Source organism: Micromonospora aurantiaca ATCC 27029 (assembly GCF_000145235.1).
Lineage (GTDB): Bacteria > Actinomycetota > Actinomycetes > Mycobacteriales > Micromonosporaceae > Micromonospora > Micromonospora aurantiaca.
In genome coordinates this window covers 2241076-2265944 of the sequence record NC_014391.1, presented here as the reverse complement: position 1 = coordinate 2265944, position 24869 = coordinate 2241076, and the positions used below count along the sequence as shown (strand labels likewise).

Here is a 24869-nt window from a genome sequence, read left to right as displayed (position 1 = left end):
TCCGCGCCGGCTCAGAGCACGAAGGCGTCCGTCCACAGCGCCCCGGAGCGGCCCGACAACGCGTCGAGCATCGCCACCGCCTGACCGTCGGTGAGCTGCGCGACGAAGTCGATGATCGCCCGGCCCCGGGCCCGGCCGATCCGGTCCGGGGTACGCGGGTGCAGCTCCGCCTCGGCCAGCTCCACCAGGTCGTGCAGGCGGCGCGGCAGCCGGGACTCCTCGTCCGGGTCCAGCAGCCACTCCCACAGCGCCTCGACCAGCGTGCCCAGCAGCCGGGCCTGGCCACGCTGGTGCAGGGCCAGGTCCGGGCGGGCCAGCACGAACCGGTGGTGCACGAACTTGAGCACCTGCACCTCGTGCCACTGCGCCTTCGCCAGCAGCACGTACCCGGAACGGACCCCCGGGTCCGGCGTCACGGTGATGGCGTCCACGAAGCGGGTCGACCAGCGGGCGGAGAACCGGGCCACGTACTGCTCCGCCTCGATCGAGCCGTCGAACGGCAGCGCCAGCAGCCCTTCCACCAGCTCCTCGCGGACGTGCTCGACGGCGGCGGCGAACGCCTCGTCGTCGGCGATCCAGCCGTCCTTGCGGTGCAGTTGCCGGCGCAGCCGCTCGATGGCGGCTCCCGGCCGCCGGCCCGCCCCCTCCAGCGCCGACGCCGTGATCGACCGCAGGTGCCCGCACTCGCGCTGCCAGGCCATCAGCTCGGCCGCCACGGCGCCCTGCTGGAGCACCCCGACGCGGTAGAAGTCCTCCACGTCGTGGATCGCGTACGCGATGTCGTCGGCCGTGTCCATCACCGACGCCTCGGGCGTCTGCTGCCAGTCCGGGATACGCCCGGCGAACGGCTCCCGCGCCTGGCGCAGGTCGTCCAGCTCGGTGCGGTACGCGCCGAACTTCACCGACCCGCTCTCCGGGTCCTCCGGCGGCGCAGCCGCGCCCCGGGGCGCCGGGTCCAGGTGGCGCGGGTGCGGATCGGGATGGTCCAGGCGGGTCCACGGGTACTTCAGCATGGCCGCCCGGACCGCGGCGGTCAGGTCCAGCCCGGTGGTCGCCGCGCCGCGGATCTCGGTGCTGGTGACGATCCGGTACGACTGGGCGTTGCCCTCGAAGCCGTCGGGCAGCCCGAGGCGCTGCCGGGCCAGCCGGTCGAGCACCCGCTCCCCCAGGTGCCCGAACGGCGGGTGCCCGAGGTCGTGCGCGAGCGCGGCGGCCTCCACCACCTCCGGGTCGCAGCCGCCGAGCTTGTCCAGCAGGTCCCGGTGCGCCGGGTCGGCCGTCAGCCGCTCCGCGATCGCCCGGGCCACCTGGGCCACCTTCAGGCTGTGGGTGAGCCGGTTGTGCACCAGCAGCCCGGAACCACCAGGGCTGATCACCTGGGTCACGCCGCCCAGCCGGGCGAAGAACGGCGACCCGACGATCCGGTCCCGGTCGGCCCGGAACGGGCCGGCGGCCAGGTCGCCGAGCGCCCGGGCGCTGCCGCCGAACAGCCGCCGGGCCCGCGGATCCGCAGGTGCCTCCATGATCGCCACGCTAGCGCAGCCGACGGCGGGGCGGGCAGGGTGTGCCTAGAGGCGCTCGACCACCGGTCCGGAGCACCGGTTGCGGGCGTCGAACACGTAGCGGGCGCGGCGGGAGACCATCTCGTAGTCGAAGACGTCGTGGTCGGTCGTGACGACCACCGCATCGGCCGCGTCGACCTCCTGCTCGGTCAGCGGCACGACGAGCACCCCACCCGGGATCTGGTGCGCCTCGGCGTACGGCTCGACGGCGCGGACGTCCGCGCCGAGGTCGCACAGCCGCCGGGCGACGTCCACCGCCGGCGAGTCCCGCATGTCTCCGGTGTTCTTCTTGTACGCCAGGCCGAGCATCAGCAGGCGCGCGCCGTTGACGGCACGGCCGGTGCGGTTCAGGCCGGTCATCACCCGCTGCGCCACGTGCTCGGGCATCTCGTGGTTGACGTCGTTGGCCAGCTCGATGAACCGGAACTGACGGCCGAGACGCCGCTTGACCTGCCAGGACAGGTAGCAGGGGTCGATCGGCAGGCAGTGTCCGCCGACACCGGGTCCGGGCCGGAACGGCATGAACCCGAACGGCTTCGTCTCCGCGGCATCGATCGCCTGCCAGACGTCGATGCCCAGGTGGTGGGAGAGCACCGTGAGCTCGTTGATCAGGCCCAGGTTCACCTGACGGAAGGTGTTCTCGATCAGCTTGGTCAGCTCCGCGACCCGGGTGGAGGACACCGGAACGGTCCGCTCCACGATGCGGCGGTAGAAGCCGTCCACCCGTTCCAGCGCGGGCGCGTCAACGCCGGAGACCACCTTGGGCGTGTTCTCCAACCGCCAGGTCGGGTTGCCGGGGTCGATGCGTTCCGGGCTGTACCCGAGGTGGAAGTCGCCCGGCGCGTGCAGCCCGCTGGCCGTTTCGAGCAGCGGACGCAGCAGTTCCTCGGTGGTGCCTGGGTACGTCGTCGACTCCAGCACCACTGTGCTGCCCGGCCGCACGTGCGGGCCGATACCCCGGCCGGCCTGCTCGACGTAGCTCAGGTCCGGCGTGCCGTCGCGCAGCGGGGTCGGAACCGTGATGACGCAGACGTCAAAGCCCTCGGCGTCTGCGTACTCGGTGCTCGGCAGGTAGCGGCCGCTGCCGAGCGCCCGCCCCAGCCGGTCGGCGGGGATGTCCTCCACGAAGGACTCGCCGGAGGCGAGCCGCTTGACCCGGTCGGCGTCGACGTCCAGCCCGACCACGTCGAAGCCGGCCTCGACGGCCCGCATGGCCAGCGGGAGACCGACGTACCCCTGACCGATGACGACCACTTTCTCAGCGCTCACCCGGGCTCCAGACAACCGTAGGAAATCACCTGATTGGAGGCTAGAGGGGTTTCTGAGGCTGGAAGTCCGTTTTCGGGATATCGGCCCGGACCCGCCGTCCGGCCGGTGCGGCACGTGCCGCAGCAACCGGCAGAATGCACGACGGAACCCACCCGAGAAGGCGGATCAGATCGTGACCCAGTCTGTGCACCAGCGGATCGCCGAGGAACTCGGCGTCGCCGAACGGCAGGTACGGGCGGCAGTCGAGCTGCTCGACGGCGGCGCCACAGTGCCGTTCATCGCCCGCTACCGCAAGGAGGCCACCGGCCTGCTCGACGACGCGCAGCTGCGCACGCTGGAGGAGCGGCTGCGCTACCTGCGCGAGCTGGACGAGCGCCGCGCGGCGGTACTGGAGTCGATCCGGAGCCAGGGCAAGCTCGACGAGGCGCTGGAGGCGCAGATCCTCGCCGCCGACTCCAAGTCCCGCCTGGAGGACATCTACCTGCCCTACAAGCCGAAGCGGCGCACCCGCGCGCAGATCGCCCGCGAGGCCGGGCTGGAGCCGCTCGCGGACACGCTCCTGGCCGATCCGGCCCAGGACCCGAAGACGGTCGCCGCCGGGTTCGCCGACCCGGACAAGGGCGTCGCGGACGCCGCTGCCGCGCTGGACGGGGCGCGGGCCATCCTGATCGAGCGCTTCGCCGAGGACGCCGACCTGATCGGCACGCTGCGCGAGCAGATGTGGTCGCGGGGCCGGCTGGTCTCCCGGGTACGCGACGGCCAGGAGACCGCCGGCGCGAAGTTCGCCGACTACTTCGACTTCGCCGAGCCGTACCCGAAGCTGCCCTCACACCGCATCCTCGCCGTGTTCCGGGGCGAGAAGGAGGGCGTGCTGGACCTGACCATGGACCCGGAGGCCGAGGGCGACGCCGACGCGGCCACCGGGCCGAGCCGCTACGAGGCCGCCGTGGCCGGACGCTTCGGCATCAGCGACCAGGGGCGGCCCGCCGACCGGTGGCTGGCCGACACGGCGCGCTGGGCCTGGCGTACCCGGATCCTGATCCACCTGGGCGCGGACCTGCGGATGCGGCTGTGGCAGGCGGCGGAGGAGGAGGCCGTGCGGGTCTTCGCCACCAACCTGCGTGATCTGCTGCTGGCCGCGCCGGCCGGGGCACGGGTGACGATGGGCCTCGACCCGGGCCTGCGTACCGGCGTGAAGGTGGCGGTGGTCGACGCCACCGGCAAGGTGGTCGCCACCGACACCATCTACCCGCACGAGCCGCGCCGGCAGTGGGACGCGTCGCTGCACACGCTCGCCACGCTGGCCGCCGCGCACGGCGTCGAGCTGGTCGCGATCGGCAACGGCACCGCCAGCCGGGAGACCGACAAGCTGGCCGGCGATCTGATCAAGCAGCACCCGGAGCTGAAGCTCACCAAGGTGGTGGTCTCCGAGGCCGGCGCGTCGGTCTACTCCGCGTCCGCGTACGCCTCGCAGGAGCTGCCCGGCCTGGACGTCTCGCTGCGCGGCGCGGTGTCGATCGCCCGCCGTCTTCAGGACCCGCTGGCCGAGCTGGTGAAGATCGACCCGCGGTCGATCGGCGTCGGGCAGTACCAGCACGACCTGTCCGAGGTGAAGCTGTCCCGCTCGCTCGACGCGGTGGTCGAGGACTGCGTCAACGCCGTCGGCGTGGACGTCAACACCGCCTCCGCGCCGCTGCTCACCCGGGTGTCCGGCATCGGCGCCGGGCTGGCCGAGAACATCGTGCTGCACCGCGACGCCAACGGGCCGTTCCGCACCCGCGCGGAGCTGAAGAAGGTGCCCCGGCTCGGGCCGAAGGCGTTCGAGCAGTGCGCCGGCTTCCTGCGCATCCCCGGCGGCGACGACCCGCTGGACTCCTCCAGCGTGCACCCGGAGTCGTACCCGGTGGTGCGCCGCATCCTCTCCTCCACCGGGCAGGACCTGCGGGCGCTGATCGGCAGGTCGGCCATCCTGCGCGGCCTGCGCGCGACCGACTTCGTCGACGACACGTTCGGTCTGCCCACCGTCACCGACATCCTGGCCGAGTTGGAGAAGCCCGGCCGCGACCCGCGTCCGGAGTTCCGGACCGCGACGTTCGTCGAGGGCGTGGAGAAGATCAGCGACCTGCAGCCCGGGATGATCCTGGAGGGCGTGGTCACCAACGTGGCCGCGTTCGGCGCGTTCGTCGACGTGGGCGTGCACCAGGACGGACTGGTGCACGTCTCGGCCATGTCGCACACCTTCGTCAAGGACCCGCGCGACGTGGTGAAGTCCGGCGACGTGGTCAAGGTCCGGGTGCTCGACGTGGACGTGCCGCGCAAGCGGATCTCGCTGACGCTGCGGCTCGACGACGAGGCGCCGACCGGTGGCCGTCCCGCGGCCGGGGGTCCGGGCGGCGAGGAGCGCGGCGGCCGGCGCGGTGGCGGGCAGCGCGGCGACGGTGGCGGGCAGCGCGGCGACCGTGGCGGGCAGCGCGGCGACGCCGGCGCCCGGCGTGGCGGCCAGGGCGAACGGGGCGGCTCGCGCGGTGGTCAGTCGCCGCGGCAGGGACGAGGTGGCGGAGCGGCGGCGCCGGTGAACGACGCCATGGCGGAGGCCCTGCGCCGCGCCGGTCTGGCCTGACGGTCTGCGGCCGCCGGTCGGGCTGACGTCACGAACGAGTCAGCTCGACCGGTGCCCGCCCGACGACGGATCGGTCCGGGCGGACGCGGGGTCACGGTCGGCCCGCTGCCGGGGCACCGGCTGCCGGGACCGCCGCGCCACACGCCGCCACCAGGAGCGCTGGACCAGCAGCGTGAGCAGACCCGCCAGCACGATGGCGGCCAGGTTGACGACCAGCTGGAGCGCGGAACCGGCCGCCTCGTGCCAGACGCCGTACGCGGCGGCGACCGCCACGTTCGCGGCCGCCGGCACGGTGGTCACCGAGATCAGGACGCCGACCAGGGAGCCGGACTTCTTCGAGGTCAGCGACAGCATCCCGGCGATGCCGGCGAGCAGGCCGACCACCCACGACAGGGCGTCCGGGCGCCAGATGAAGTCCGTCAACGGCCGCTCGGCCAGCAGCATCTCCCGGCTCACCAGACCGGCCGCGTCCAGCGCCCAGGTGCTGACCACGGTGGCGAGCATCGCCGCCACGAAGCCGACGACGAGCGCCTGCACCGACCGGACGACGACACCCCCCTTGCCGCGCAGCAGCGCCACGCAGAGCGCCGCGAGCGGGCCGAACTCCGGGCCGACGACCATCGCACCGACGATGAGGATGGGCTGGTCGAGCAGCACGCCGATGCCGGCGATCATGGTGGCGACGACGATCAGCGCCAGGAAGATGCCGGTGAGCACCGTCTGCTCACCCGTCTTCGCGGCGACCTCGTCCCAGATAAGCGCGTCGTCACCGTGGCCCGGAGCGGCCTCGGCGGCCCGGTCCGCGGCGGCCGAGAGGGTCAGCTCCACGTCGTCGGCGGCGATCGCCCCGCGCGCCTCGACCCCCATCTCCCGCAGCCGGCGCAGGACACCGTCGGCGCTCTCCCGGACCACGTCGCAGGTGATGTAGTCGCCGGCCGGCTGACGCGCCGCGCCCGGCAACACCACCAGGTGGGTCACACCGGGGTCCGCGGCAAGCATGTCGGCGATGTCGGACGAGCGGTCCGCTGGTGCGATCACCCGGATGTGCAGCACGAACCAGGCTCCTCGATGGGCGCGACGGACGTCAGCACTCTAGACGATCCACGCGGCGGCGGGTGGTCGCGCGACGACCGGGCACGCCTTCTCCGCCCGGCCCGGGAGCGGCCGGGTCGGGCGGGCGCGGCTGTGGGCGTACCCTCGCGGTCGTGGGTGCCGACGACGACGAGCGGTGGCGGGAGCGGCGACGCCACGCGGTGCGGGCGCACGCCGAGGCCGACGCCCGGCAGCGCGCCGCGGAGCAGGCCGAGGCCGCGGAGCTGGTCGCCCGGTTCGCGGCCGAGGCCGCCGGGCGCGGCCTGCGCACCGAGCGGCTCGTGGCCACGCCCTACAGCGGACGCGGCCGCTACCGCACCCCGCTGGTCGGGTGGTACGTGGACCGGGCCCGGAGCCGGGCGGTGGACACCGAGGGCCGCTACTACCTGCTGACCGTGCCGGCCGGGCTGCGCGCCCGGCTGCTCGGCGCCCGGCCGGAGCCGTCCACGCCGTCACTCGTCATCGGCCGCGGCGGGCGCGACGGGGAGTCCCTTCCGCTGACTGCGCTGCTCGGCGCGCGCCTCGAAGCGGGCGACGACTGGCCCTGACCCGGCCCGGCCACCTGTCGACACCGTCCCGGCCGATCCTCGTTACCCAGAACGGACGACACGTGGCCGGCCGCCATCGGGGCGGCCGTGGCCAGGCGACGGGGAGCGCAGATGCGACTGGAGATCCTGGACGCCCGCAAGCCGGCGGACGACGAGCGCTGGCGCGCTCTGCACCGGGACTGGGACCGGCGTGAGGTCTTCGCCCACCCGGCCTACCTCCGGCTGTTCGCCGGGCCGCAGGACGAGCCGCTGGCCGCGTACGCCCGGACCGAGCACGGTTTCGTGCTGTATCCGTTCCTGCTCCGCCCGGTCGACGCGCCGCACCTCGCCGAGCCCGGGCGACGGTACCGGGACGTCGTCAACGCGTACGGCTACGGAGGCGCCTTCGCCGAGGGCGCGACCGAACTCGACGCGAAGGAGTTCTGGGAGGCGTTCGACGCCTGGTGCGGGTCGCGTCAGGTGGTCTCCGAGGTCACCCGGCTCACGCTCTTCGACGAGGACCGGCTGCCCCCGCCGGGACCGGTCCGGCAGAAGCTGGTGAACGTGGTCCGCGACCTGCGCACCGGCGAAGAGGAGATGTGGCGCGAGTTCGACCACAAGGTCCGCAAGAACGTCAACAAGGCCCGCCGCAACGGCGTCATCGTCGTGGTCGATCTCGACGGGGGGCGGCTCGACGACTTCCTGGGCATCTACGAGCGCACGATGGACCGGCGCGCCGCGGCGAGCGGCTACTACTTCCCCCGCGAGTTCTTCGAGCGGATCGTCGACGAACTGCCCGGCCAATTCGCCTTCTTCCACGCCGTGTACGAGGGACGCGTCGTCTCGACCGAACTGGTGCTGGTCTCCGCGCTCAACCTCTACTCGTACCTCGGCGGCACCGACGAGGCGGCGTTCGACCTGCGGCCCAACGATCTCCTCAAGTTCGAGATCTGCCGATGGGGACGCGCTCAGGGGCGGATCCGGTTCGTCCTGGGCGGCGGGTACGCCCCCGACGACGGCATCTTCCGGTACAAGCGCGCCTTCGCACCGAACGGTCTGGTCCCGTTCCACCTGGGCACGCGGGTGCTCGACGAGCCGGCGTACCGGCGGCTGTCAACGGCGCACCGGCGGGAGGGATCCCGGCGGGATCCGGCCTGGTCCGCGTCCTCGGACTACTTCCCCGAATACCGGTGCCCGCTGCCCGAGCCCGCCGGGCCGTGAGGCGTCGGCCGCAGTCGGCCGGCACACCGTAACGGCCGCCACGGTCGGCGCGTTGAACCAGTCGGTCCCGACTCGACGGGCCAGGTCGCAGCGGCGCGACGATCAGGTCCGCGCGTGCGTCCCGTTTCCCTGCGCGTCGCCGGGTGACACCCACACTTCCATCGGAGACCAGCACCGTGGCACAGGACTACTCACTGATGGCTCGACCCGCCCATCAGCAGGACGGCACGAGTGTCAGCAGACGGATCTATCTCTCTCCGCCGGACGTCGGTCCGGCCGAGGAGGCGTCCATCCTGGCGGCGGTCCGTTCGGGCTGGGTCGCGCCGGACGGGCCCGACCTGGCCGCGTTCGAACGCGAGCTGGCGGACCGGGTGGGCAGCGGCCACGCCGTCGGCGTGAGCTCCGGGACCGCCGCCCTGCACCTGGCGCTGACGGTGATCGGAGCCGGGCCCGGCTCCGTCGTGGTGGTGCCCACCATGACGTTCGTGGCGACCGCCAACGTGGTGCGGTACACCGGGGCCGAGCCGGTCTTCGTGGACTGTGACGCCGCAACCGGGCACCTCGACCCCGAGCTGCTGCCGCCGCTGCTGCGCCGGCTGCGGGAGCAGGGCCGCCGCGTGGCAGCCGTGATGACGGTCGACCTGAACGGCGGCTGCGCGGACTACGACCGCATCCTGCCCGTCTGCGCGGACTTCGACGTCCCGCTGGTCGAGGACTCCGCACAGGCGCTCGGCGCGTCCTGGCGCGGCCGCAACGCCGGCACGTTCGGCCGGCTGGGTGTCTTCTCGTTCAACGGCAACAAGGTCATGACGACCTCGAGCGGCGGGATGCTCGTCTCCGACGACGGCGACCTGATCGACCGGGCACGCCACCTGGCGACCCAGGCCAGGGAACCGGTCGCGCACTACGAACACCGGCAGGTCGGCTACAACTACCGGCTGAGCAATCTGCTCGCCGCGCTCGGGCGGGCACAGCTACGGCGGCTGAACGGCATGATCGAGCGTCGCCGGGCGATACGGGAGCGGTACGCCAAGTTCTTCGCCGCGGTTCCCGGCACCCGGATCCTCGGCGACGGCGACCCCGGGTCGAACTGCTGGCTCACCACCCTCGTCGTCGACCCCGCCCGGGCCGGGTGGCGGGCCGACGAGCTGGCCGCGCACCTGGCCCGGCACGACATCGAGACGCGTCCCATGTTCAAGCCCATGCACCAGCAACCCGCTCATCGCGGGCACGAGGCGGTCCTGAGCGGCGCGGCGGATCGTCTCTTCGCCACCGGCGTCTCCCTGCCCAGCGGGTCGACCCTGCTCGGGGCCGACGCGGACCGGCTATTCGGCGCGCTCGACGAATTCCTCGCCGCACGCTGACCATCCGGAGAATCGCATCCGAAAGTGATTCGAATGCGTCGAGGAACGAGTGACGGGCGAACGGGTTACGGCACCGTCCAAGTCAATGCGATAAACGCAATCGCCGCCTATGGGAGACCTTTCCTGCTAGACATTTGAATGCAGCCGGCACGCATGTGGAGCGGAATCCGCTCTCGCCCCCGGCCGCTCCCGGTCCGGAGTGTCCGTACACCGATTTGGAGTCTCCGTGGAGCTGAGCACCACCACCGCGATATGGCTGACCCTCGCGGTCAGTCTGGCGATGCTGCTGGCCCTGTTCCTCCGGTCCGGTCGCACCGATCTCCTGCCCTATGTCTTCGCCTACCTCGCCTTCTTCGGCCTGGGACCGGCGATCAACTACGCCCTCGGCAACGAGATCTACATCGGCATCGTCACCGACAAGATCCCGGCCGCCTGCCTCGTGCTGGCGCTGGCGCTCGGCGGTGTGACGCTGGTCGGCCTGCTCATGCCGGTCCGGGACCGGCTGCCGGACCTGACCGCACTCGGCCGGACACCGCGCGAGAATCCGGTCCTTCCGGTGGTGCTCTACGGACTGGCCGCGTACACCCTCGCCATCCTGGTCACCCGTGGCCCGGCGATGCTGGCCGCCGACAAGCTCGGACGGATCGAACTGGCTGGTCCCCTGCACACCCGCTACCTGGTCGTCGAGATGTGCGCCTGCTCGATCTACTTCCTGGCCCGGGCGGTGCGCCCGGCCCGGATCGCCTACTGGGTGAACCTCGGCCTCTACGTGCTCTACTGCCTGGCCACCAGCGAACGGGACTTCCTCTTCGTCCTCTTCGCCGTCGTGCTGCACGTCCTGTTGCTGCAACGGCGACGGATCTCGCCGAAGTTCGGCATCGCCGGCGTCGCGTTCGTCCTGGCCGCCACCTATCTCAGCGCCGTTCGCAGCGGGGACGCGCTGAACCTCAGCAAGGTTCTCAACGAGGGCTCGACCCTCTTCGTGGACACCTTCGTCCTGACCAACGCGGCCGACAGCCTGCGACTGTGGCCCGGCGAGAGCTACCTCAACGGTTTCCTCACCGCGATGCCGTCGGCGCTGGTCCCGGAACGGCCGATGCTCATGTCCTGGCTGGTCGACGCCTGGCTGCCGGGCTCGTCGTCGGGTTTCGGCTTCTCGCTGACCGCGGAGGCGTACGCCAACTTCGGGTACCTCGGCGTACCCGTCGTCTTCGCCGCGCTGACCCTCGGGCACCGGCTGCTCTTCTTCCGCGCCGCGCAGGGCCACGTCTACGCCTACGCGAGCATCCTCTACACGATCAGCTGGATGTACGGGTTCCGCGGGGAGAGCGCCAGCCTGCTCGCCACTCTCCTGCACGGCGTCGCCTTCTACACCGTCATCTGGCTCGGCTCGTTGAAGGGCCGCTCCGTCCAGCCGACCGCGCGCCCCGAGGCGCGCGTCCCGCACGGCGACCTGGTTCCCGTAAACCGATAGGACATCTCGCGTGAGGCTCACCATCACCGAGGAGTGCCGGTACCTCCGCACTCCGGACAACCGATTCTGGGTGGACTTCGGCACCGGCTACGCGCTCTGGGCGCGATACCTGGCGGCCTTCGACGAGGTACGGGTGGTGGCCCGGGCGCGGGACGTACCGGAGATCCCGCCGAACGCGGTCCGGGTCGACGGCGACGGGGTGACCGTGGCACCCATCCCCCACTACCTCGGACCGCAGGAGTACCTGCGACGCCTGCCCCGCATCGACCGGGCCGTCCGCCGGATCGCCGCGGACGCGGAGGCGGTGCTGCTCCGGGCGCCGTCGTCGATCGCCACGCTGATGCACCGGCACATCACCCGTCGCGGTCTCGCCTACGCCATGGAGGTCATCGGCGACCCGTACGCGGTCTTCGCCCCCGGGGTGATCGAGCACCCGCTGCGGCCCTTCCTGCGTGTGTGGAGCACCCGCAACCTCCGGCGTCAGTGCCGTTCCGCCGTCGCGGTGTCGTACGAGACGAAGCGCTCGCTCCAGGAGCGGTATCCCACCCGCCCGGGGGCGCTCTCCATCGGTCTCAGCTCGGTGAACCTGCCGCCGGCGGCGTTCGTGCGGGAGCCCCGCCCGCCCCGGCTGCCGGCCGGGCCGGTGACCCTCGTGTCGGTCGGTTCCCTGGAACAGCTCTACAAGGGCATCGACACGCTCATCGAGGCGATCTCGTTGCTGCGGTCCTCGGCCCCGCCGGTACGGCACGTGCACATCGGCCCCGGGCGCTGCCAGCCGGTGCTGGAGGATCTGGCCACCCGCATCGGGGTCCGCGACCGGATCACGTTCGCCGGCCTGATCACCGATGTCGAGGCGCTGCGCCGGCACCTCGACGCCGCCGACCTGTTCGTCATGCCATCCCGGACCGAGGGCCTGCCCCGGGCCCTGATCGAGGCGATGGCCCGCGGGCTGCCGGCCATCGGCTCGCGTGTCGGTGGCATACCCGAACTGCTGCCACCGGAGATGCTGGTTGCGCCGGACGACCCCGACAGCCTGGCCAACGCCATCCGCCGTACCCTCGCGGACCCCGACGCCATGGCTGCCGCCTCGCGTCGCAACCTCGCGGTCGCCCACGAGTTCGCCGCGGACCGGCTGACGCCGCGGCGCAGCGAGTTCTACCGGGCGGCCCGGGACCTGATGGCGAACCGCCGTCCGCTGCCGCAGTCCGCCGCCCCCGCCGTGGAGTCCGTCGAGCAGGAGAACCGACCGGTATGAGGACCGGCCGGCCCGACACGGGAGAGACGATGTCCAGCGCGAGCCACAGCGACCCGGCGACGACGAGCGCGTCCGGCGCGCCGGCCCCCCGGCCTCCGGAGATCCGCGTGGTACGGGTCCTCGGCGCGTTCGACATCGGCGGCGCCGAGCAGCGCACCATAGAACTGCTGCCCCGGCTCGCGGCGTCCGGGGTGCGGACGTCCTTCGTCACGCTCAGCGGCGTCAAGGGCGCGCGCGGCGACGAGGTGGAGCAGTTGGGCTCACGGATCCACCCGATCCGGCTGGACCGTCGGTTCCCGGTCCGCTTCTACCGCCTGCTTCGGCAGGTCCGTCCGCACGCCGTGCACTCGGACGTCGCGACGTTCTCCGGTTTCGTGCTGTTCCTCGCGGCACTGGCGCGGGTGCCGATCCGGATCGCGCACTTCCGGTCCGACCGCGACGGACATCCGGACAGCCTGCGCCGCCGGTTGCAGCGGGGCGTGATGGTGCGCCTCATCCACTTCTGCGCGACGGACGTGCTCGGCGTCGCCCCCGGCGCTCTCACCTCGTGCTACCGGCCGTCGTGGGAGAACGACCCGCGGTGCCGGGTGCTGCCCAACGGTCTCGACCTGGGCCGCCTGCACCGCCGGTCGACGCTGCGGCTCCGCGACGAGATCGGCGCCGCCCCGGACGACCTCGTCTGCGTGGTGATCGGCCGCCCGCACCCGCTCAAGCGGCGGTCGATGGTGCCGTCGATCGTCGCCGCGTTGCGCGAACGCGGGATCGGCTGCCGGGCCGTGTTCGTGGGTCCGCACGACGACCGGGACGACGACGCCGTCCGGCAGTCCGCCACCCGGCACGACGTACTCGACCGGATGCACCTGGTGGGTCCGCGGGCTGACGTCGGGGAGTTCCTGGCCCAGGCCGACCTCCTGCTGCAACCCTCCGCGCTCGAAGGTCTGCCCGGCACAGTCCTGGAGGCCCGCGCCGTCGGCACCCCTGTGGTCGCGTCCGACCTGCCCGGCGCACGGTTCATCGACGACCAGCTCGCCGGTGTCGCCCTGGTCCCGGTCGACGCCGACGCCGAGACCTGGGCTGACGCCGTACACCGCCTGGGCCTCGTGCCGGGACGGCCGAGGGGCGGCCGGCGGGCGCTGGCGGCCTTCCAGGACAGCGTCTTCACGATGGAGCGGTCGGTCGAGCAGCACCTGGCCATCTACGGCCGGAACACCGTGGCGCCGCGCGGCGGAGCGGACCGGCCGGCGGTGCCCACCGGATGAGCCGCCGCCATCTGGGCACTATCGTCCTGCTGACCGGCGCCAACGGCATCGCCGCCCTGAGCAGCAGCGGCGTCGCCGTCCTCGCCACCCTGGCGCTGGGGCCGGCCGACCGGGGCGTCATGGTGTTGGTCCTCACGGTCGCCGGCGTGGTGATGCTGGTCGGCCGCCTGGGCTGCGGCACCGCCATGCGCGCGCAGTTGCCGCAGGCCGCCTCCCGGCACCGCCGCGACGAACTGCTCTCCGCGTACTGCTGGATGACAGTGGTGGCCGCGGTCTGCACCGGGGCGGCCGCGGCCGCCGCGGTCCGTCTCTCCGCGCCGCTGCTCGGCCCCGCGCTGACCGATGTACGGCTGCTCGCCGCGGTCGCGCTCGGCGGCGCCGCCAACATCGCGCTCGACCAGCTCACCGATCTCCGGTTCGCGGACGGGGACTTTCGCCGGGGCGCGGTGTGGAACATCGCCGCCACCACCGCCGGCCTGATCGGGATCGCCATCGCGGTCGTCGTCTCGGCGCAGGTGTGGCTCCTCCTGATGTGCCAGGCCACCGCGCTGCTCGCGGTGGCGGTGACGCAGTGGACGCTGGTACGCGGCCAAGGGCTGGCGCGGTTCGCACGGGCGCGGCGGCGGGACGTCACCGGGCTGATCCGGATGGGCGCCCCGTCTCTGGGGTTCTCCCTCGGGACGAGCTTCCTCCAGCGGGCCGACCGCTACCTGCTCGGTGTCCTCGTCGGTCCCGGCGCGGTGGGCATCTACGCCCTGGCCGCGACGCTGAGCAGCGTGGTCGGCCTCCTTCCGGCCGCCATCGGACAGTTGTCGCAGCGGCAGGCCGCGCAGCGCGACGGCGATCCCTGGCCCGTCCGTGCGATCGGCTACACGCTGCTGGCAACGCTCGTCAGCGGCGCCGTCGTCGCGGCTGGCGGCTGGCTGTTGGTGGTGCCGGTCTTCGGCGCGGAGTTCGGGTCCGCCCGCCCGTTGATCGTGCCGCTCCTGCTCGCCGAGTTGTGCCTGGCGCCCTTCGGCATCGCAAGCCGAGCCCTGCTCGGCACCGGGGGCACGAAACAGGCCGCCGGGGTCGGTCTGCTCGCCGCCGTGGCGTCGGTCGCCTGCTACGGCCTCGCCATCTCCCGCTGGGGAACGATGGGCGCGGCGACCGCCTCGATCGCGCTGTATGCGCTGCTCTCCGTCGTCGTTCTGGTCGTCCTGCGCGTACGGCTCAACCGGCGGGCCCGCGTGGCGGCACCTCTCACCGCACCGGCGCCGACGGCGGAACTGGTGCCGGACGCGCGCTGACCGTCACGTGGCGGGTGCCGGAGCCGGCCGTGACGTGGGAGCGGGCTGCCCACAACGCGGCCAGGGACTCGCCCAGCGGGTATCTCGGCGCCCAGCCGAGGGCGTCGCTGATCCGGCTGATGTCGGCGCACATCCACGGCACCGCCGCGGACCGGTCCGCAGTCGGCGAGCGGAGCCCGTCGACGAAGCGTCCGGTGAACCCGGCATGGCGGGCCAGCATCTCGACTGCCTCCCGGGTGGCGACCGCCTGTCCGCTGCCCACGTTGTAGATCGACTCCGGCAGCCGTCGGGCGTTGAGCGCCGCCAGCACCGCCTCCGCCACGTCCCGGACGTCGACGAAGTCGCGGTAGGAGTCGTTGAGCCCCAGTTCGATCCGCCGGTCCCCCCGGGCCAACGCCGCCTGGAGCAGCTCGGCTGCCCGTCCCAGCACGTTGCCACTGGTCGAGCCGGGCCCGACGGGGTTGAAGACCCGCAGCACCACCGCGTCGACCCGGCCACTGGCGGCGGCCAGCCGCACGAGGTCGGTCGCGGCCAGCTGGCTGATCCCGTAGTCGCTCACCGGCCGGGCCGGGTCGGTCTCGGTCGCGACGGCGCCGTGCGGGACGACCCCGTACTCGGCCGCCGAGCCGATCCGGACCAGCCGCACGCCGGGCGAGACCTCGGCCACGCAGTCGATCAGCTTGGCGGTGATCAGAGTGTGCGACTCGACGAACTGCGCGCTCGTCCCGGCGATCCGGCCGGCGCAGTTGACCACCCCGTCGGGTCGTGCCCGGCGCAGGAACGCGGCGAGCCGCGACCGGTCCGCGGCGACGAGATCGCATTCCCGGCGACTGGGCGCGACGACGGTGAAGTGCTCCGCGAGGACCGCTTCGACCGCCCGGCCGAGGAAGCCGGACGCGCCGAACAGCAGGATCCTGGCCATGAGGCTCCGATCGGGTCGGGATCAGCCGGACGTGCCGGACCCGACGGGCTCGTCGACCCGAAGCGACCGGAACCACTCGACCGTAGCCCGCAGCCCTTCGGCGAAGGGCGTCGGCGACGCGGCCGGGAACAGCTCGCGCAGTCGCGTGTGGTCGGCCTGGGACTCGCGGACGTCACCGGGCCGCGCCGGCACGTGCACGACGTCCAGCGGCCGCCCCAGCACGGTCTCCAGTTCGGCGATGAGGTCGAGCAGGGAGATGCGCGCGCCGAACGCGAGGTTCACCACGTCCGGGGCCGCCACCTGCCGCAGCACGGCGTCCACGATCACCGAGGTCACGCTGCCCACGTAGGTGAAGTCCCGGGACTGCCGCCCGTCGCCGTGCACCTGCAACGGCCGGTTCTCCAGGGCGGCGGTGACGAACCGCGGGACCACTGCGGCGTACACGTGGTTCGCCGCCTGCCTCGGTCCGAAGACGTTGAAGAAGCGGAACGGCAGGACCGCCATGCCGTAGCAGTTGGCGAACGCGATCCCGTACGCCTCGGTGGCCAGCTTCGACACCGCGTACGGGCTGACCGGCATGGGCCGCAGGCCCTCCTGGCGTGGCAGTACCGGGTTGGCGCCGTACACCGAGGACGAGGAGGCCAGCACGCACTGCGGGACGCCGTTGCGGTGGGCGGCGTCGAGGACGGTCAGGGTGCCGGTGGCGTTCGCGTGGTGGCTGCGCAGCGGGTCGTCGATGGAGCGGGGCACCGAGCCGAGGGCTCCGAGGTGGACCACGCTGGAGGCGCCGGCCATCGCGCGGTCGAGCAGCGCGGGGTCCAGGACGGTCCCGATCAGGAACTCCACCGGAAGCCCGCGCAGGTTCTCCACCGACCCGGTGGAGAGGTCGTCGACGACGACGATCTCGGCGACCCGGCCCGTTTCCGACAGGGCCCGCACCAGGTTGGAACCGATGAAACCGGCGCCCCCCGTGACGACGACTCTCACGTGCGCTCCTACCGCTCGCCGGTGCTCTCTCCGCAGGGCCAACGAGAGAATCCGACGTTGGTTACTAAACACCACAAAGCTCGTTGCCCTGGGTGGAGCGGCGAACGACGTCGCGCCGACTGTTGGAGGCGAACACGTGAGGCACGATCCCCGGTCCGGCGTCGCCGGCGACCCGCCCGGGCGCCGGTCACTGCGCGTCGCCGTCATCGTCAAGACGAACTACGGCGGACTCTGGACCATCCCGCAGGCCTGCGCCCTGCGGGATCGCGGCCACGAGGTGGTGGTGATCTGCCCGCCCGGCGGCCGGCTGAACGACCGCCTGGCCGAGGCCGGGATCCGGACGGTGGCGTCGCCGTTCTCGTTCCGCTTCCGGCCCAGCCTGAGCACGCTGTCCGAGCTGTGGCGGCTGCGCCGCCTCGTCCGCCGTCTGCGCCCCCAGGTGCTCTACCACCACCTGTACGCGGCCACGCTGGGCGCGCGGCTCGCGACCGTCGGCCTGCCCCTGGCCCGGGTGCAGTTCGTCGCCGGCCCCGCCTTCCTGGAGTCACGGGCGGTCCGGATGGTCGAGCGGCTGCTCTGGCGCCTGGACCGCACGATCATCTGCGGCACCCGCTACACCTCCCGCCTCTACGGCGAGCTGGGCGTACCGGCGTCGCGTCGCCCGGCCGTCACCAGCGGACTCAACCTGGCCTGGGCGACCGCGGACCTGCCGGACGACACGGCGGCGACGCGGGCGGAGGCCCGGGCGAAGTGCCGCGCGGATCTCGGGCTGAGCCCGGACCAGTTCGTCGTGATCATGGTGGCGTACGTCTATCCCCCACGAAAGCTCGCCGCCCACCGGGACCGCGCGTTCAAGGGCCACGACGTCCTGCTCGCCGCGTGGCAGGAGATCCGGTCCCGGCACCCCGAGGCGGTGCTGATGCTCGTCGGTGGCGGCTCGGACCAGGCCGGCGAGGACCACCGGCAGGAGCTGATCCGCCGGTTCGGGGTCGCCGACGACCACTCCGTCCGCTGGATCGACACCGCCGACGACGTGCGGCCCTACTACCGGGCGGCGGACCTCAGCGTCAGCCCGTCACTGAGCGAGGGCCACGGCGCGCCGCCCGAGGCGGCGCTGCTGGACGTTCCCAGCATCGTCAGCGACGCCGGCGGGCTGCCGGAGACGGTGGACGAGAGCTGCGGGTGGGTGGTCCCCCGGGACGACCCGGCCGCCCTGGCGCAGGCCATCGAGCACGCGTACGCCGAGTTCCGGTCCGGGCGTCTCGCCGAGCGCGGCGTACGCGCCCGCGAGCGGTCGCACCGGCACTTCGACAACCGGATCTCCGCGGTGCGGATGGCCGAGGTCATCGAGCACGCCGCGGGCGTCGGCGGACCACCCGGGGAGTACGCCCCGCAGGCCGCCGGGAAGGTGCACTCCCGGTGAGCCCCGCCCGGCGGTCGGTCGAGCTACGGCTCAAGCGGCTCGTCGACATCACAGTGGCGCTCGTCGTCCTCGTGGTGACCGCGCCGGTCGTGGCCGTCGCGGCGCTGCTGGTCCTGGCCCAGTTCGGCAGCCCGGTCTTCTTCCGGCAGGAACGCACCGGCCGGTACGAGCGCCGCATCCGGGTCCTCAAGCTCAGGACGATGTCCGACGACCGCGACGCGGAGGGCCGGCTGCTGCCCGACGGGGTCCGCTGCCGGGGCGTCGGCCGGACGCTGCGGCGGCTGAGCATCGACGAGCTGCCGCAGATGGTCAACGTGCTCCGGGGCGACCTCAGCCTGGTCGGTCCCCGGCCGCTGCTGCTGCGCTACGACCCCTGGTACACCGACCGGGAGCGCAAGCGGTTCGAGGTCCGGCCGGGCATCACCGGGCTCGCGCAGGTCAACGGCCGCAACGACCTGGCCTGGACCGAACGCCTGGAACTCGACGTCCGCTACGTTCTCGACTGGTCCCTCTGGCTCGATCTGCGCATCCTCGCGCGGACGGCGGGCAAGGTCCTGCGCGCCTCGGGCGTGGCGGTCGACCCGTCGGCGCAGATGCTCGACCTCGACCAGGAACGGCGCCTCACCGGCGTCCGCTGAGCCCGTCGGTGCCCCGCCCGCGCCGGGCGGGGCACCGACCGTATTCAGGCCGAGCCGGTGGGCACGCCGGACGGTCGCGGCGCCGAGGCGCCGCTCTGGGCCGGTGCCGCCGGACGTCCGGCAGGCGCGAGCGCGCCGCGCTCGGGGAGTGTGCCCAGCGCCCGCTGGAAGCTCGCGACCAGCGCCGGGTAGTCGGCCGGCGCGACGTCCTGGTGTACGGGGAAGTTGATGATCTGCCGGGACAGCCGTGCCATCGACGGATGGTCCCGCAACTGCGCGATGAGCGTGTGGTAGAGGCTGACCATGCCGAAGCCCTCGCGGTTCATCTCGGCATAGACATGGTCGCGGTTCTCCCGGCCGGTCCCGAGGATCCGCACCGGCAGCGTCTGCGGGGCGTCGTCCGGTGCCAGCTCGGGCCACATCAGCTCGAACGCGACGCCGAGTTCGGGCAGGTCGCGCAGCAGCGCGGTGAGGGCGCGGAAGTTCTCCTGCCGCCGCGCGGCGATGCCCAGCGTGTCGTGGTCGAGCACGTGCCGGGACAGGTCCGGCTCGGTCTCCCGCTGCCCGGTGAGCCGGCCCGGGTCGCGGTAGGTGATCATCCCGCCGCGTGCGCCGGGCATCGGCAGCATCTTGTGCAGGGAGTAGAGCGAGACCTCCCCGGTGCGGCCGGCCGGCCCGCCGAGCGCGTGGGTGAACCACGCGTGTGCGAGGTCTTCGAGCAGCAGCGCGCCGTGCCTGTCGGTCAGCTCCCGGATCCGGCCGATCGCCCGTTCGGTACGGCCGAAGTAGTGGATGACCACCACGACGTCGTAGGGACGCTCCGCGAGCCGTGCCTCCAGCGAGGACACGTCCACCGCGAGGTCCTCGGTCAGGTCGTAGAAGCCGGGGTCGAGCCCGAGTTCGGTCACCGGGTCGAAGACGCCGCTGCCCTCGTTGGCGGACCAGCCGATGAACGACGGCAGCAGGATGTCGCGCCGGTCGCCGCGCCAGACCTCGGGCTGGGCGAGCAGGTCGCGCATGCCCTCCCGGGCCGCCCGGTAGAACAGGCTCGGCGTGCGGAAGGCACCCGGGTCGGTGGCGGTCTTGGGGATCGTCTGCGTCACGGAAGCTCCAGTCTGGCGCGGATCTCGGTGGTGGACATCCTGAGCGAGCGGTTGACGGCCCGCAGCGGGCCGACCGCGCTGGGCGGCGCGTCCTCGCCGGGTGTCATGACCAGGACGCGGTCGATGCCGGGGAAGGCCCGGACCACGGCGGCGACCACCGCCGGCCGTCGCAGCGTCGCCGGGTCGAAGCACCGCAGCACCCCCGGGCTCGGCCGCCCCAGCACGTGGGTGGCGTCTCCGGCGACGACGGTGAGCTCACCGAAGCCGTACGTGTCGAGCCAGGCCCGGGCGGCGTGCAGCCCGTCGAAGCGGACGTCGGCGGCGGGCGCGACCCCGCCGAGCGCGAGGTCGGCGACCCACCACGTGGTCGTGGAGTCGCTGGCGAACCCGAGCCGGTCGTAGAGCGCACGGGCCGGGGCGTTGTCGGCGAACACGTCCAGCCGCATCGACCGGAGGTCGGGGTGGGCGCGAGCGTAGGCGCGCAGCAGCTCCCGGGCGACGCCGCGGCCACGGGCGGCCTCCACCACGCAGATGTAGGACAGGTGCGCCAGGCCCGGCTCGACCCGGGTCAGGTCGGCGAAGCCCAGCCGCCGGCCGTCCTGGTCATCGGCCACCAGGAAACACCGGCCGGGGAACGACTCCGGGTGTGCGAGCACGACCTCCCAGAACCGGCCGACGCCGGGCTGAGCCGAGGTCAGGTAGTCGTGCAGATGCCGCGCGAACGACGCCTGGCTGACCTCGGCCAGCCATTCCGCGTCCGCGACGATGGCCGGGCGCACCCGGAGACCCGGCGCGTCCGCACGGGACGGCACTCCCACGTCGGCGGCGGGGACGATCGACTGGACACCATACGGGACCGGCATGTTCACACCATAGTGGCCACTACCACCCCAAAGGGGGATTTCGGATCACGGCTGCCGGGTCCCGGCATGGTCCGGTTCCGGTAACCGCTGCCGTGCGCCGCCGGTGTGATGAGCTGTAGTGGTGGCGGGTGACGTGCTGGGTCTGGTGCTGCACCCCACCCGGGACGTCTCCGAGGTGGTGGGGATCGTCGCGGACTGGGCCGCCCGGCACCGGATCACCCTCGCGGTACGCGCCGAGGACCGCGCCCGCGTACCGGCAGCGGTGGAGGCGATCGCGGCGGACGAGCTGGCCGACCGCTGCGCCGCGCTGATCAGCATCGGTGGTGACGGCACCATGCTCGGCGCACTGCGGATGGCCGTCCGCGACCCGAAGCCGGTGCTCGGCGTGCACCTGGGCCGGGTCGGCTTCCTGGTCGAGGTGGAGCCGCCGGACCTGCCCCGGGCGCTGGAGCGGCTGGTGGAGCACGACTTCACCGTCGAGTCGCACGCCTGCCTGGCCTGCGACGTCTGCGGCGACGACGTGGTGGCGTTCAACGACATCGCCCTGGTCCGGCAGCCCGGCGCCGGCTTCGTCACGGCCACCCTCGCGGTGGACGGCCAGCGGTACGGCTACTACCGGTGCGACGCGCTGGTGGTGAGCACGCCGACCGGTTCGACCGCGTACAGCTATGCCGCCGGCGGGCCGCTGATCTCACCGGCCACGGAGGCGATGGTGGTGACGCCGTCCGCACCGATGGCCGGGATCTCCCGCTCGGTGCTGCTCTCCGCGCACGAGACGGTGCACCTGGAGCTGCGTGCGGACTCGGCGCCGGTCGCGGTGGAGATGGACGGCCTGCTGATCCGGCAGGCGGCGACCGAGGGTTCGGTGCACATCCGGTACGTCAAGGACGCCGGCCGGGTGGTCCGTCTCGACCCGCGCCGCTACCAGGAGCGCAACCAGCTCAAACTGAGCCTGCTGGACCTGCCGCTGCTGCCCGACCAGTTGCGGGAGCTGTTGCCGGACGGGTTGCGGGAGCAGCTCAGCCGCCGGGAGCTGCCCCCGCCCCGCTGAGCCGGTTCACGCGGTGGCGAGCACGCCGTCGACCAGCGCCTTGGCCTCCTCCTGGATCCGGGCCAGATGCTCCGGGCCCTGGAACGACTCGGCGTAGATCTTGTAGACGTCCTCGGTGCCGGACGGGCGGGCGGCGAACCAGCCCGACCCGGTGGTCACCTTGAGGCCGCCGATCGCGGCGCCGTTGCCGGGTGCGGTGGTGAGGATCGCGGTGATCGGCTCACCGGCCAGCTCGGTGGCGGTGACCTGCTCCGGCGACAGCTTCGCCAGGACGGCCTTCTGCGCCCGGTCGGCCGGGGCGTCGATCCGGGCGTACGCGGGCGCGCCGAAGCGGTCGGCCAGCTCGGCCCAGTGCTCACTCGGCGTACGGCCGGTGGTGGCGATGATCTCGGCGGCGAGCAGGCAGAGCAGGATGCCGTCCTTGTCGGTGGTCCAGGTGCCGCCGTCGCGGCGCAGGAAGGACGCGCCGGCGCTCTCCTCGCCGCCGAAGCCGACGGTGCCGTCGAGCAGGCCGGGCACGAACCACTTGAACCCGACCGGCACCTCCAGCAGCGGACGGCCGAGGTCGGCCGCGACCCGGTCGATCATCGAGGAGGAGACGAGCGTCTTGCCCACCGCCGCGCCCGGGCCCCACTGCTCCCGGGTACGGAACAGGTGGCCGATCGCCACGGCCAGGTAGTGGTTGGGGTTCATCAGGCCGCCGTCGGGCGTGACGATGCCGTGCCGGTCGGCGTCGGCGTCGTTGCCGGTGGAGACCGCGTAGTCGTCCCGGGCGGCGATCAGCGAGGCCATCGCGTTCGGCGACGAGCAGTCCATCCGGATCTTGCCGTCGCCGTCGAGCGTCATGAACCGCCAGGTCGGGTCCACGAGCGGGTTGATCACCGTGAGGTCGAGGCGGTGCCGTTCGGCGATCTCGCCCCAGTACGCCACGCTCGCCCCGCCCATCGGGTCCGCCCCGATGCGCACCCCGGCGTCGCGGATCGCGTCGATGTCCAGCGCGGCGGGCAGGTCGTCCACGTACCGGGCGAGGAAGTCGTACTCCCCGGTGGTCGCGGCGGCGCGCGCCCGCGCGTACGGGATGCGTTTCACCTCCTTGAGCCCGGCGGCGAGGATGGCGTTCGCGCGGTCCTGGATCCACTTCGTGGCGTCGGTGTCGGCGGGCCCGCCGTGGGTGGGGTTGTACTTGAACCCGCCGTCGGACGGCGGGTTGTGCGACGGGGTGATCACGATGCCGTCGGCGAGGCCGCTGGTGCGCCCCCGGTTGTGGGTGAGGATGGCGTGCGAGACGGCGGGCGTCGGGGTGTAGCCGTCGCGGCTGTCGCGCAGCACCGTCACGTCGTTGGCGGCGAGCACCTCCAGCGCGTCGGCCTCGGCGGGCGCGGAGAGCGCGTGGGTGTCCCGGCCGAGGAACAGCGGCCCGGAAAGGCCCTGCTCGCGCCGGTAGTCGCAGAGCGCCTGGGTGACGGCGAGGATGTGGTCGGAGTTGAAGGCGTTGCGCAGGCTGGATCCGCGGTGCCCGGAGGTGCCGAAGGAGACCTGCTGCGCCGGGTCGTCCGGGTCCGGGTGCTCGGCGTAGTAGGCGGTGACCAGCCGGGGCACGTCGACCAGGTCGTCGGGCTGTGCGGGCTGGCCGGCACGGGGGTGGGCCACTGCGGGATCCTCCTCGGGGATGCGGCGGGAATGCTCAGGGCTCGACGCGCTGGCCCTTGCCGATGACGACGATGCCGTTGTCGGACACGGTGTAGCGCTGGCGGTCCTTCTCCAGGTCGACGCCGATCTCGGCGCCCTCCGGGACGTGGACGTTCTTGTCCAGGATCGCGCGCCGGACGACCGCGTGGCGGCCGATCTGGACACCCTCCATCAGCACGGCACCGTCGACGTGCGCCCACGAGTGGACCTTCACCTTCGGCGCCACGATCGAGTTCTCCACCAGCGAGCCGGAGATCACCGAGCCGGGCGACACCATCGAGCTGACCGCGCGGCCCACGCGCTCGCCCCAGGCGTGCACGAACTTGGCCGGCGGGTACGGCGGCTGCTCGGTGTAGATGGGCCAGTCGAAGTTGTAGAGGTTGAACACCGGGTGCACGTTGATCAGGTCCATGTGCGCGTCGTAGAACGAGTCGAGCGTCCCCACGTCCCGCCAGTAGCCGCGGTCGCGGTCGGTGCTGCCGGGCACCTCGTTGTCCTTGAAGTCGTAGACGTTTGCCTCGCCGCGCTCGACGAGCATCGGGATGATGCTGCCGCCCATGTCGTGCTTGCTGGTCTTGTCCGCCGCATCGCGCTCCACCGCCTCGCACAGCGCCTTGGTGGTGAACACGTAGTTGCCCATCGAGGCGTAGATCTCGTCCGGCGCGTCGGGCAGCCCTACTGCGTCGGTGGGCTTCTCCCGGAACGCGCGGATGCGCTTGCCGTCCTCGCCGACCTCGATCACGCCGAACTGGTCGGCCGTCGACAGCGGCTGCCGGATGCCGGCCACCGTGACCCCGGCGCCGGAGGCGATGTGGTCGTCGACCATCTGCCGGGGGTCCATCCGGTAGATGTGGTCGGCACCGAAGACGATCACGTAGTCGGGCTGCTCGTCGTTGATCAGGTTGAAGCTCTGGTAGATCGCGTCGGCCGAGCCGGCGAACCACCACGGGCCGCGGCGCTGCTGCGCGGGTACCGGCGTGACGTAGTTGCCGAGCAGCGTCGACATCCGCCAGGTCTTGGTGATGTGGCGGTCCAGCGAGTGGGACTTGTACTGGGTCAGCACGACGATCTTGAGGAAGCCGGCGTTCGCCAGGTTGGACAGGACGAAGTCGACCATGCGGTACATCCCGCCGAAGGGGACGGCGGGCTTCGCCCGGTCGGTGGTCAGGGGCATCAGGCGCTTGCCCTCCCCGCCGGCCAGGACGATCGCGAGCACCTTGGCAGCCATGCTCAGACGCTAACGACCCGGAACCGACTTCAC

General features: G+C 72.7%; 20 protein-coding genes. 11 read left to right on the top strand and 9 right to left on the bottom strand.

Annotated elements, in window-relative coordinates; genetic code table 11:
• Positions 1-11 precede the first annotated feature (11 nt).
• On the bottom strand, positions 12-1523 hold the full coding sequence (locus MICAU_RS10640) for a deoxyguanosinetriphosphate triphosphohydrolase family protein (protein ID WP_013285306.1): 1512 nt from the start codon (positions 1521-1523) through the stop codon (positions 12-14).
• Positions 1524-1568: 45 nt separating this feature from the next.
• A complete protein-coding gene (locus MICAU_RS10635) occupies positions 1569-2945 on the bottom strand; it encodes a nucleotide sugar dehydrogenase (protein WP_342341505.1) in 1377 nt (458 codons plus the stop codon).
• Positions 2946-3003: 58 nt separating this feature from the next.
• On the opposite strand from MICAU_RS10635, the gene MICAU_RS10630 reads away from it, so the two are divergent.
• Positions 3004-5451, top strand: coding sequence for a Tex family protein (locus tag MICAU_RS10630; RefSeq protein WP_013285304.1), 2448 nt, complete (start codon positions 3004-3006; stop codon positions 5449-5451).
• Between the two features lie 39 nt (positions 5452-5490).
• Here MICAU_RS10630 and MICAU_RS10625 read toward each other — a convergent pair whose 3' ends face one another.
• A complete protein-coding gene (locus MICAU_RS10625; RefSeq protein WP_013285303.1) occupies positions 5491-6504 on the bottom strand; it encodes a DUF389 domain-containing protein in 1014 nt (337 codons plus the stop codon).
• A gap of 152 nt (positions 6505-6656) precedes the next feature.
• Between MICAU_RS10625 and MICAU_RS10620 the strand changes: the two genes are divergently transcribed.
• The 7 genes from MICAU_RS10620 to MICAU_RS10590 all read left to right on the top strand — a co-directional run bounded on the left by MICAU_RS10620 (position 6657) and on the right by MICAU_RS10590 (position 14932).
• Positions 6657-7091, top strand: coding sequence for a hypothetical protein (locus MICAU_RS10620; RefSeq protein WP_013285302.1), 435 nt, complete (start codon positions 6657-6659; stop codon positions 7089-7091).
• A gap of 111 nt (positions 7092-7202) precedes the next feature.
• Positions 7203-8291: a GNAT family N-acetyltransferase gene (locus MICAU_RS31500; RefSeq protein ID WP_013285301.1), complete on the top strand. Its 1089-nt coding sequence runs from the start codon at positions 7203-7205 to the stop codon at positions 8289-8291.
• 197 nt (positions 8292-8488) lie between these two features.
• Positions 8489-9655, top strand: a complete 1167-nt coding sequence (locus tag MICAU_RS10610) for a DegT/DnrJ/EryC1/StrS family aminotransferase (RefSeq protein WP_049794825.1) — start codon at positions 8489-8491, stop codon at positions 9653-9655.
• 226 nt (positions 9656-9881) lie between these two features.
• Positions 9882-11129: an O-antigen polysaccharide polymerase Wzy gene (gene wzy, locus MICAU_RS10605; protein ID WP_013285299.1), complete on the top strand. Its 1248-nt coding sequence runs from the start codon at positions 9882-9884 to the stop codon at positions 11127-11129.
• Positions 11130-11139: 10 nt separating this feature from the next.
• Positions 11140-12384 (top strand): glycosyltransferase family 4 protein, encoded by a 1245-nt coding sequence (locus MICAU_RS10600; RefSeq protein ID WP_013285298.1) that lies wholly within the window; start codon positions 11140-11142, stop codon positions 12382-12384.
• A gap of 29 nt (positions 12385-12413) precedes the next feature.
• Positions 12414-13643 carry a glycosyltransferase gene (locus MICAU_RS10595; protein WP_013285297.1) on the top strand — a complete coding sequence of 410 codons (1230 nt, stop codon included), beginning with the start codon at positions 12414-12416 and terminating at the stop codon, positions 13641-13643.
• Complete coding sequence (locus MICAU_RS10590) at positions 13640-14932, top strand: lipopolysaccharide biosynthesis protein (RefSeq protein ID WP_013285296.1); 1293 nt, start codon at positions 13640-13642, stop codon at positions 14930-14932. The genes MICAU_RS10595 and MICAU_RS10590 overlap by 4 nt, the downstream gene beginning before the upstream one ends.
• On the opposite strand, the gene MICAU_RS10585 is transcribed toward MICAU_RS10590, so the two are convergent.
• Positions 14886-15854: an NAD-dependent epimerase/dehydratase family protein gene (locus tag MICAU_RS10585; protein ID WP_013285295.1), complete on the bottom strand. Its 969-nt coding sequence runs from the start codon at positions 15852-15854 to the stop codon at positions 14886-14888. The genes MICAU_RS10590 and MICAU_RS10585 overlap by 47 nt on opposite strands.
• Before the next feature lie 21 nt (positions 15855-15875).
• Positions 15876-16841, bottom strand: a complete 966-nt coding sequence (locus MICAU_RS10580) for an NAD-dependent epimerase/dehydratase family protein (RefSeq protein WP_013285294.1) — start codon at positions 16839-16841, stop codon at positions 15876-15878.
• A 136-nt stretch (positions 16842-16977) separates the two neighbouring features.
• On the opposite strand from MICAU_RS10580, the gene MICAU_RS10575 reads away from it, so the two are divergent.
• Together MICAU_RS10575 and MICAU_RS10570 are read left to right on the top strand one after the other, a co-directional pair.
• Positions 16978-18264: a glycosyltransferase gene (locus tag MICAU_RS10575; RefSeq protein WP_013285293.1), complete on the top strand. Its 1287-nt coding sequence runs from the start codon at positions 16978-16980 to the stop codon at positions 18262-18264.
• Positions 18261-18902, top strand: coding sequence for a sugar transferase (locus tag MICAU_RS10570; protein WP_013285292.1), 642 nt, complete (start codon positions 18261-18263; stop codon positions 18900-18902). Before MICAU_RS10575 ends, MICAU_RS10570 begins: the two co-directional genes overlap by 4 nt.
• Before the next feature lie 44 nt (positions 18903-18946).
• Here MICAU_RS10570 and MICAU_RS10565 read toward each other — a convergent pair whose 3' ends face one another.
• Complete coding sequence (locus MICAU_RS10565) at positions 18947-20005, bottom strand: DegT/DnrJ/EryC1/StrS family aminotransferase (protein WP_013285291.1); 1059 nt, start codon at positions 20003-20005, stop codon at positions 18947-18949.
• Positions 20002-20868 (bottom strand): GNAT family N-acetyltransferase, encoded by an 867-nt coding sequence (locus tag MICAU_RS10560; RefSeq protein ID WP_013285290.1) that lies wholly within the window; start codon positions 20866-20868, stop codon positions 20002-20004. Before MICAU_RS10560 ends, MICAU_RS10565 begins: the two co-directional genes overlap by 4 nt.
• A 121-nt stretch (positions 20869-20989) precedes the next feature.
• On the opposite strand from MICAU_RS10560, the gene MICAU_RS10555 reads away from it, so the two are divergent.
• A complete protein-coding gene (locus tag MICAU_RS10555) occupies positions 20990-21919 on the top strand; it encodes an NAD(+)/NADH kinase (RefSeq protein WP_030270460.1) in 930 nt (309 codons plus the stop codon).
• 6 nt (positions 21920-21925) lie between these two features.
• Here MICAU_RS10555 and pgm read toward each other — a convergent pair whose 3' ends face one another.
• Positions 21926-23569 (bottom strand): phosphoglucomutase (alpha-D-glucose-1,6-bisphosphate-dependent), encoded by a 1644-nt coding sequence (gene pgm, locus MICAU_RS10550; protein ID WP_013285288.1) that lies wholly within the window; start codon positions 23567-23569, stop codon positions 21926-21928.
• Positions 23570-23603: 34 nt separating this feature from the next.
• Positions 23604-24836, bottom strand: coding sequence for a glucose-1-phosphate adenylyltransferase (gene glgC / locus MICAU_RS10545; RefSeq protein ID WP_013285287.1), 1233 nt, complete (start codon positions 24834-24836; stop codon positions 23604-23606).
• Positions 24837-24869: the final 33 nt, after the last annotated feature.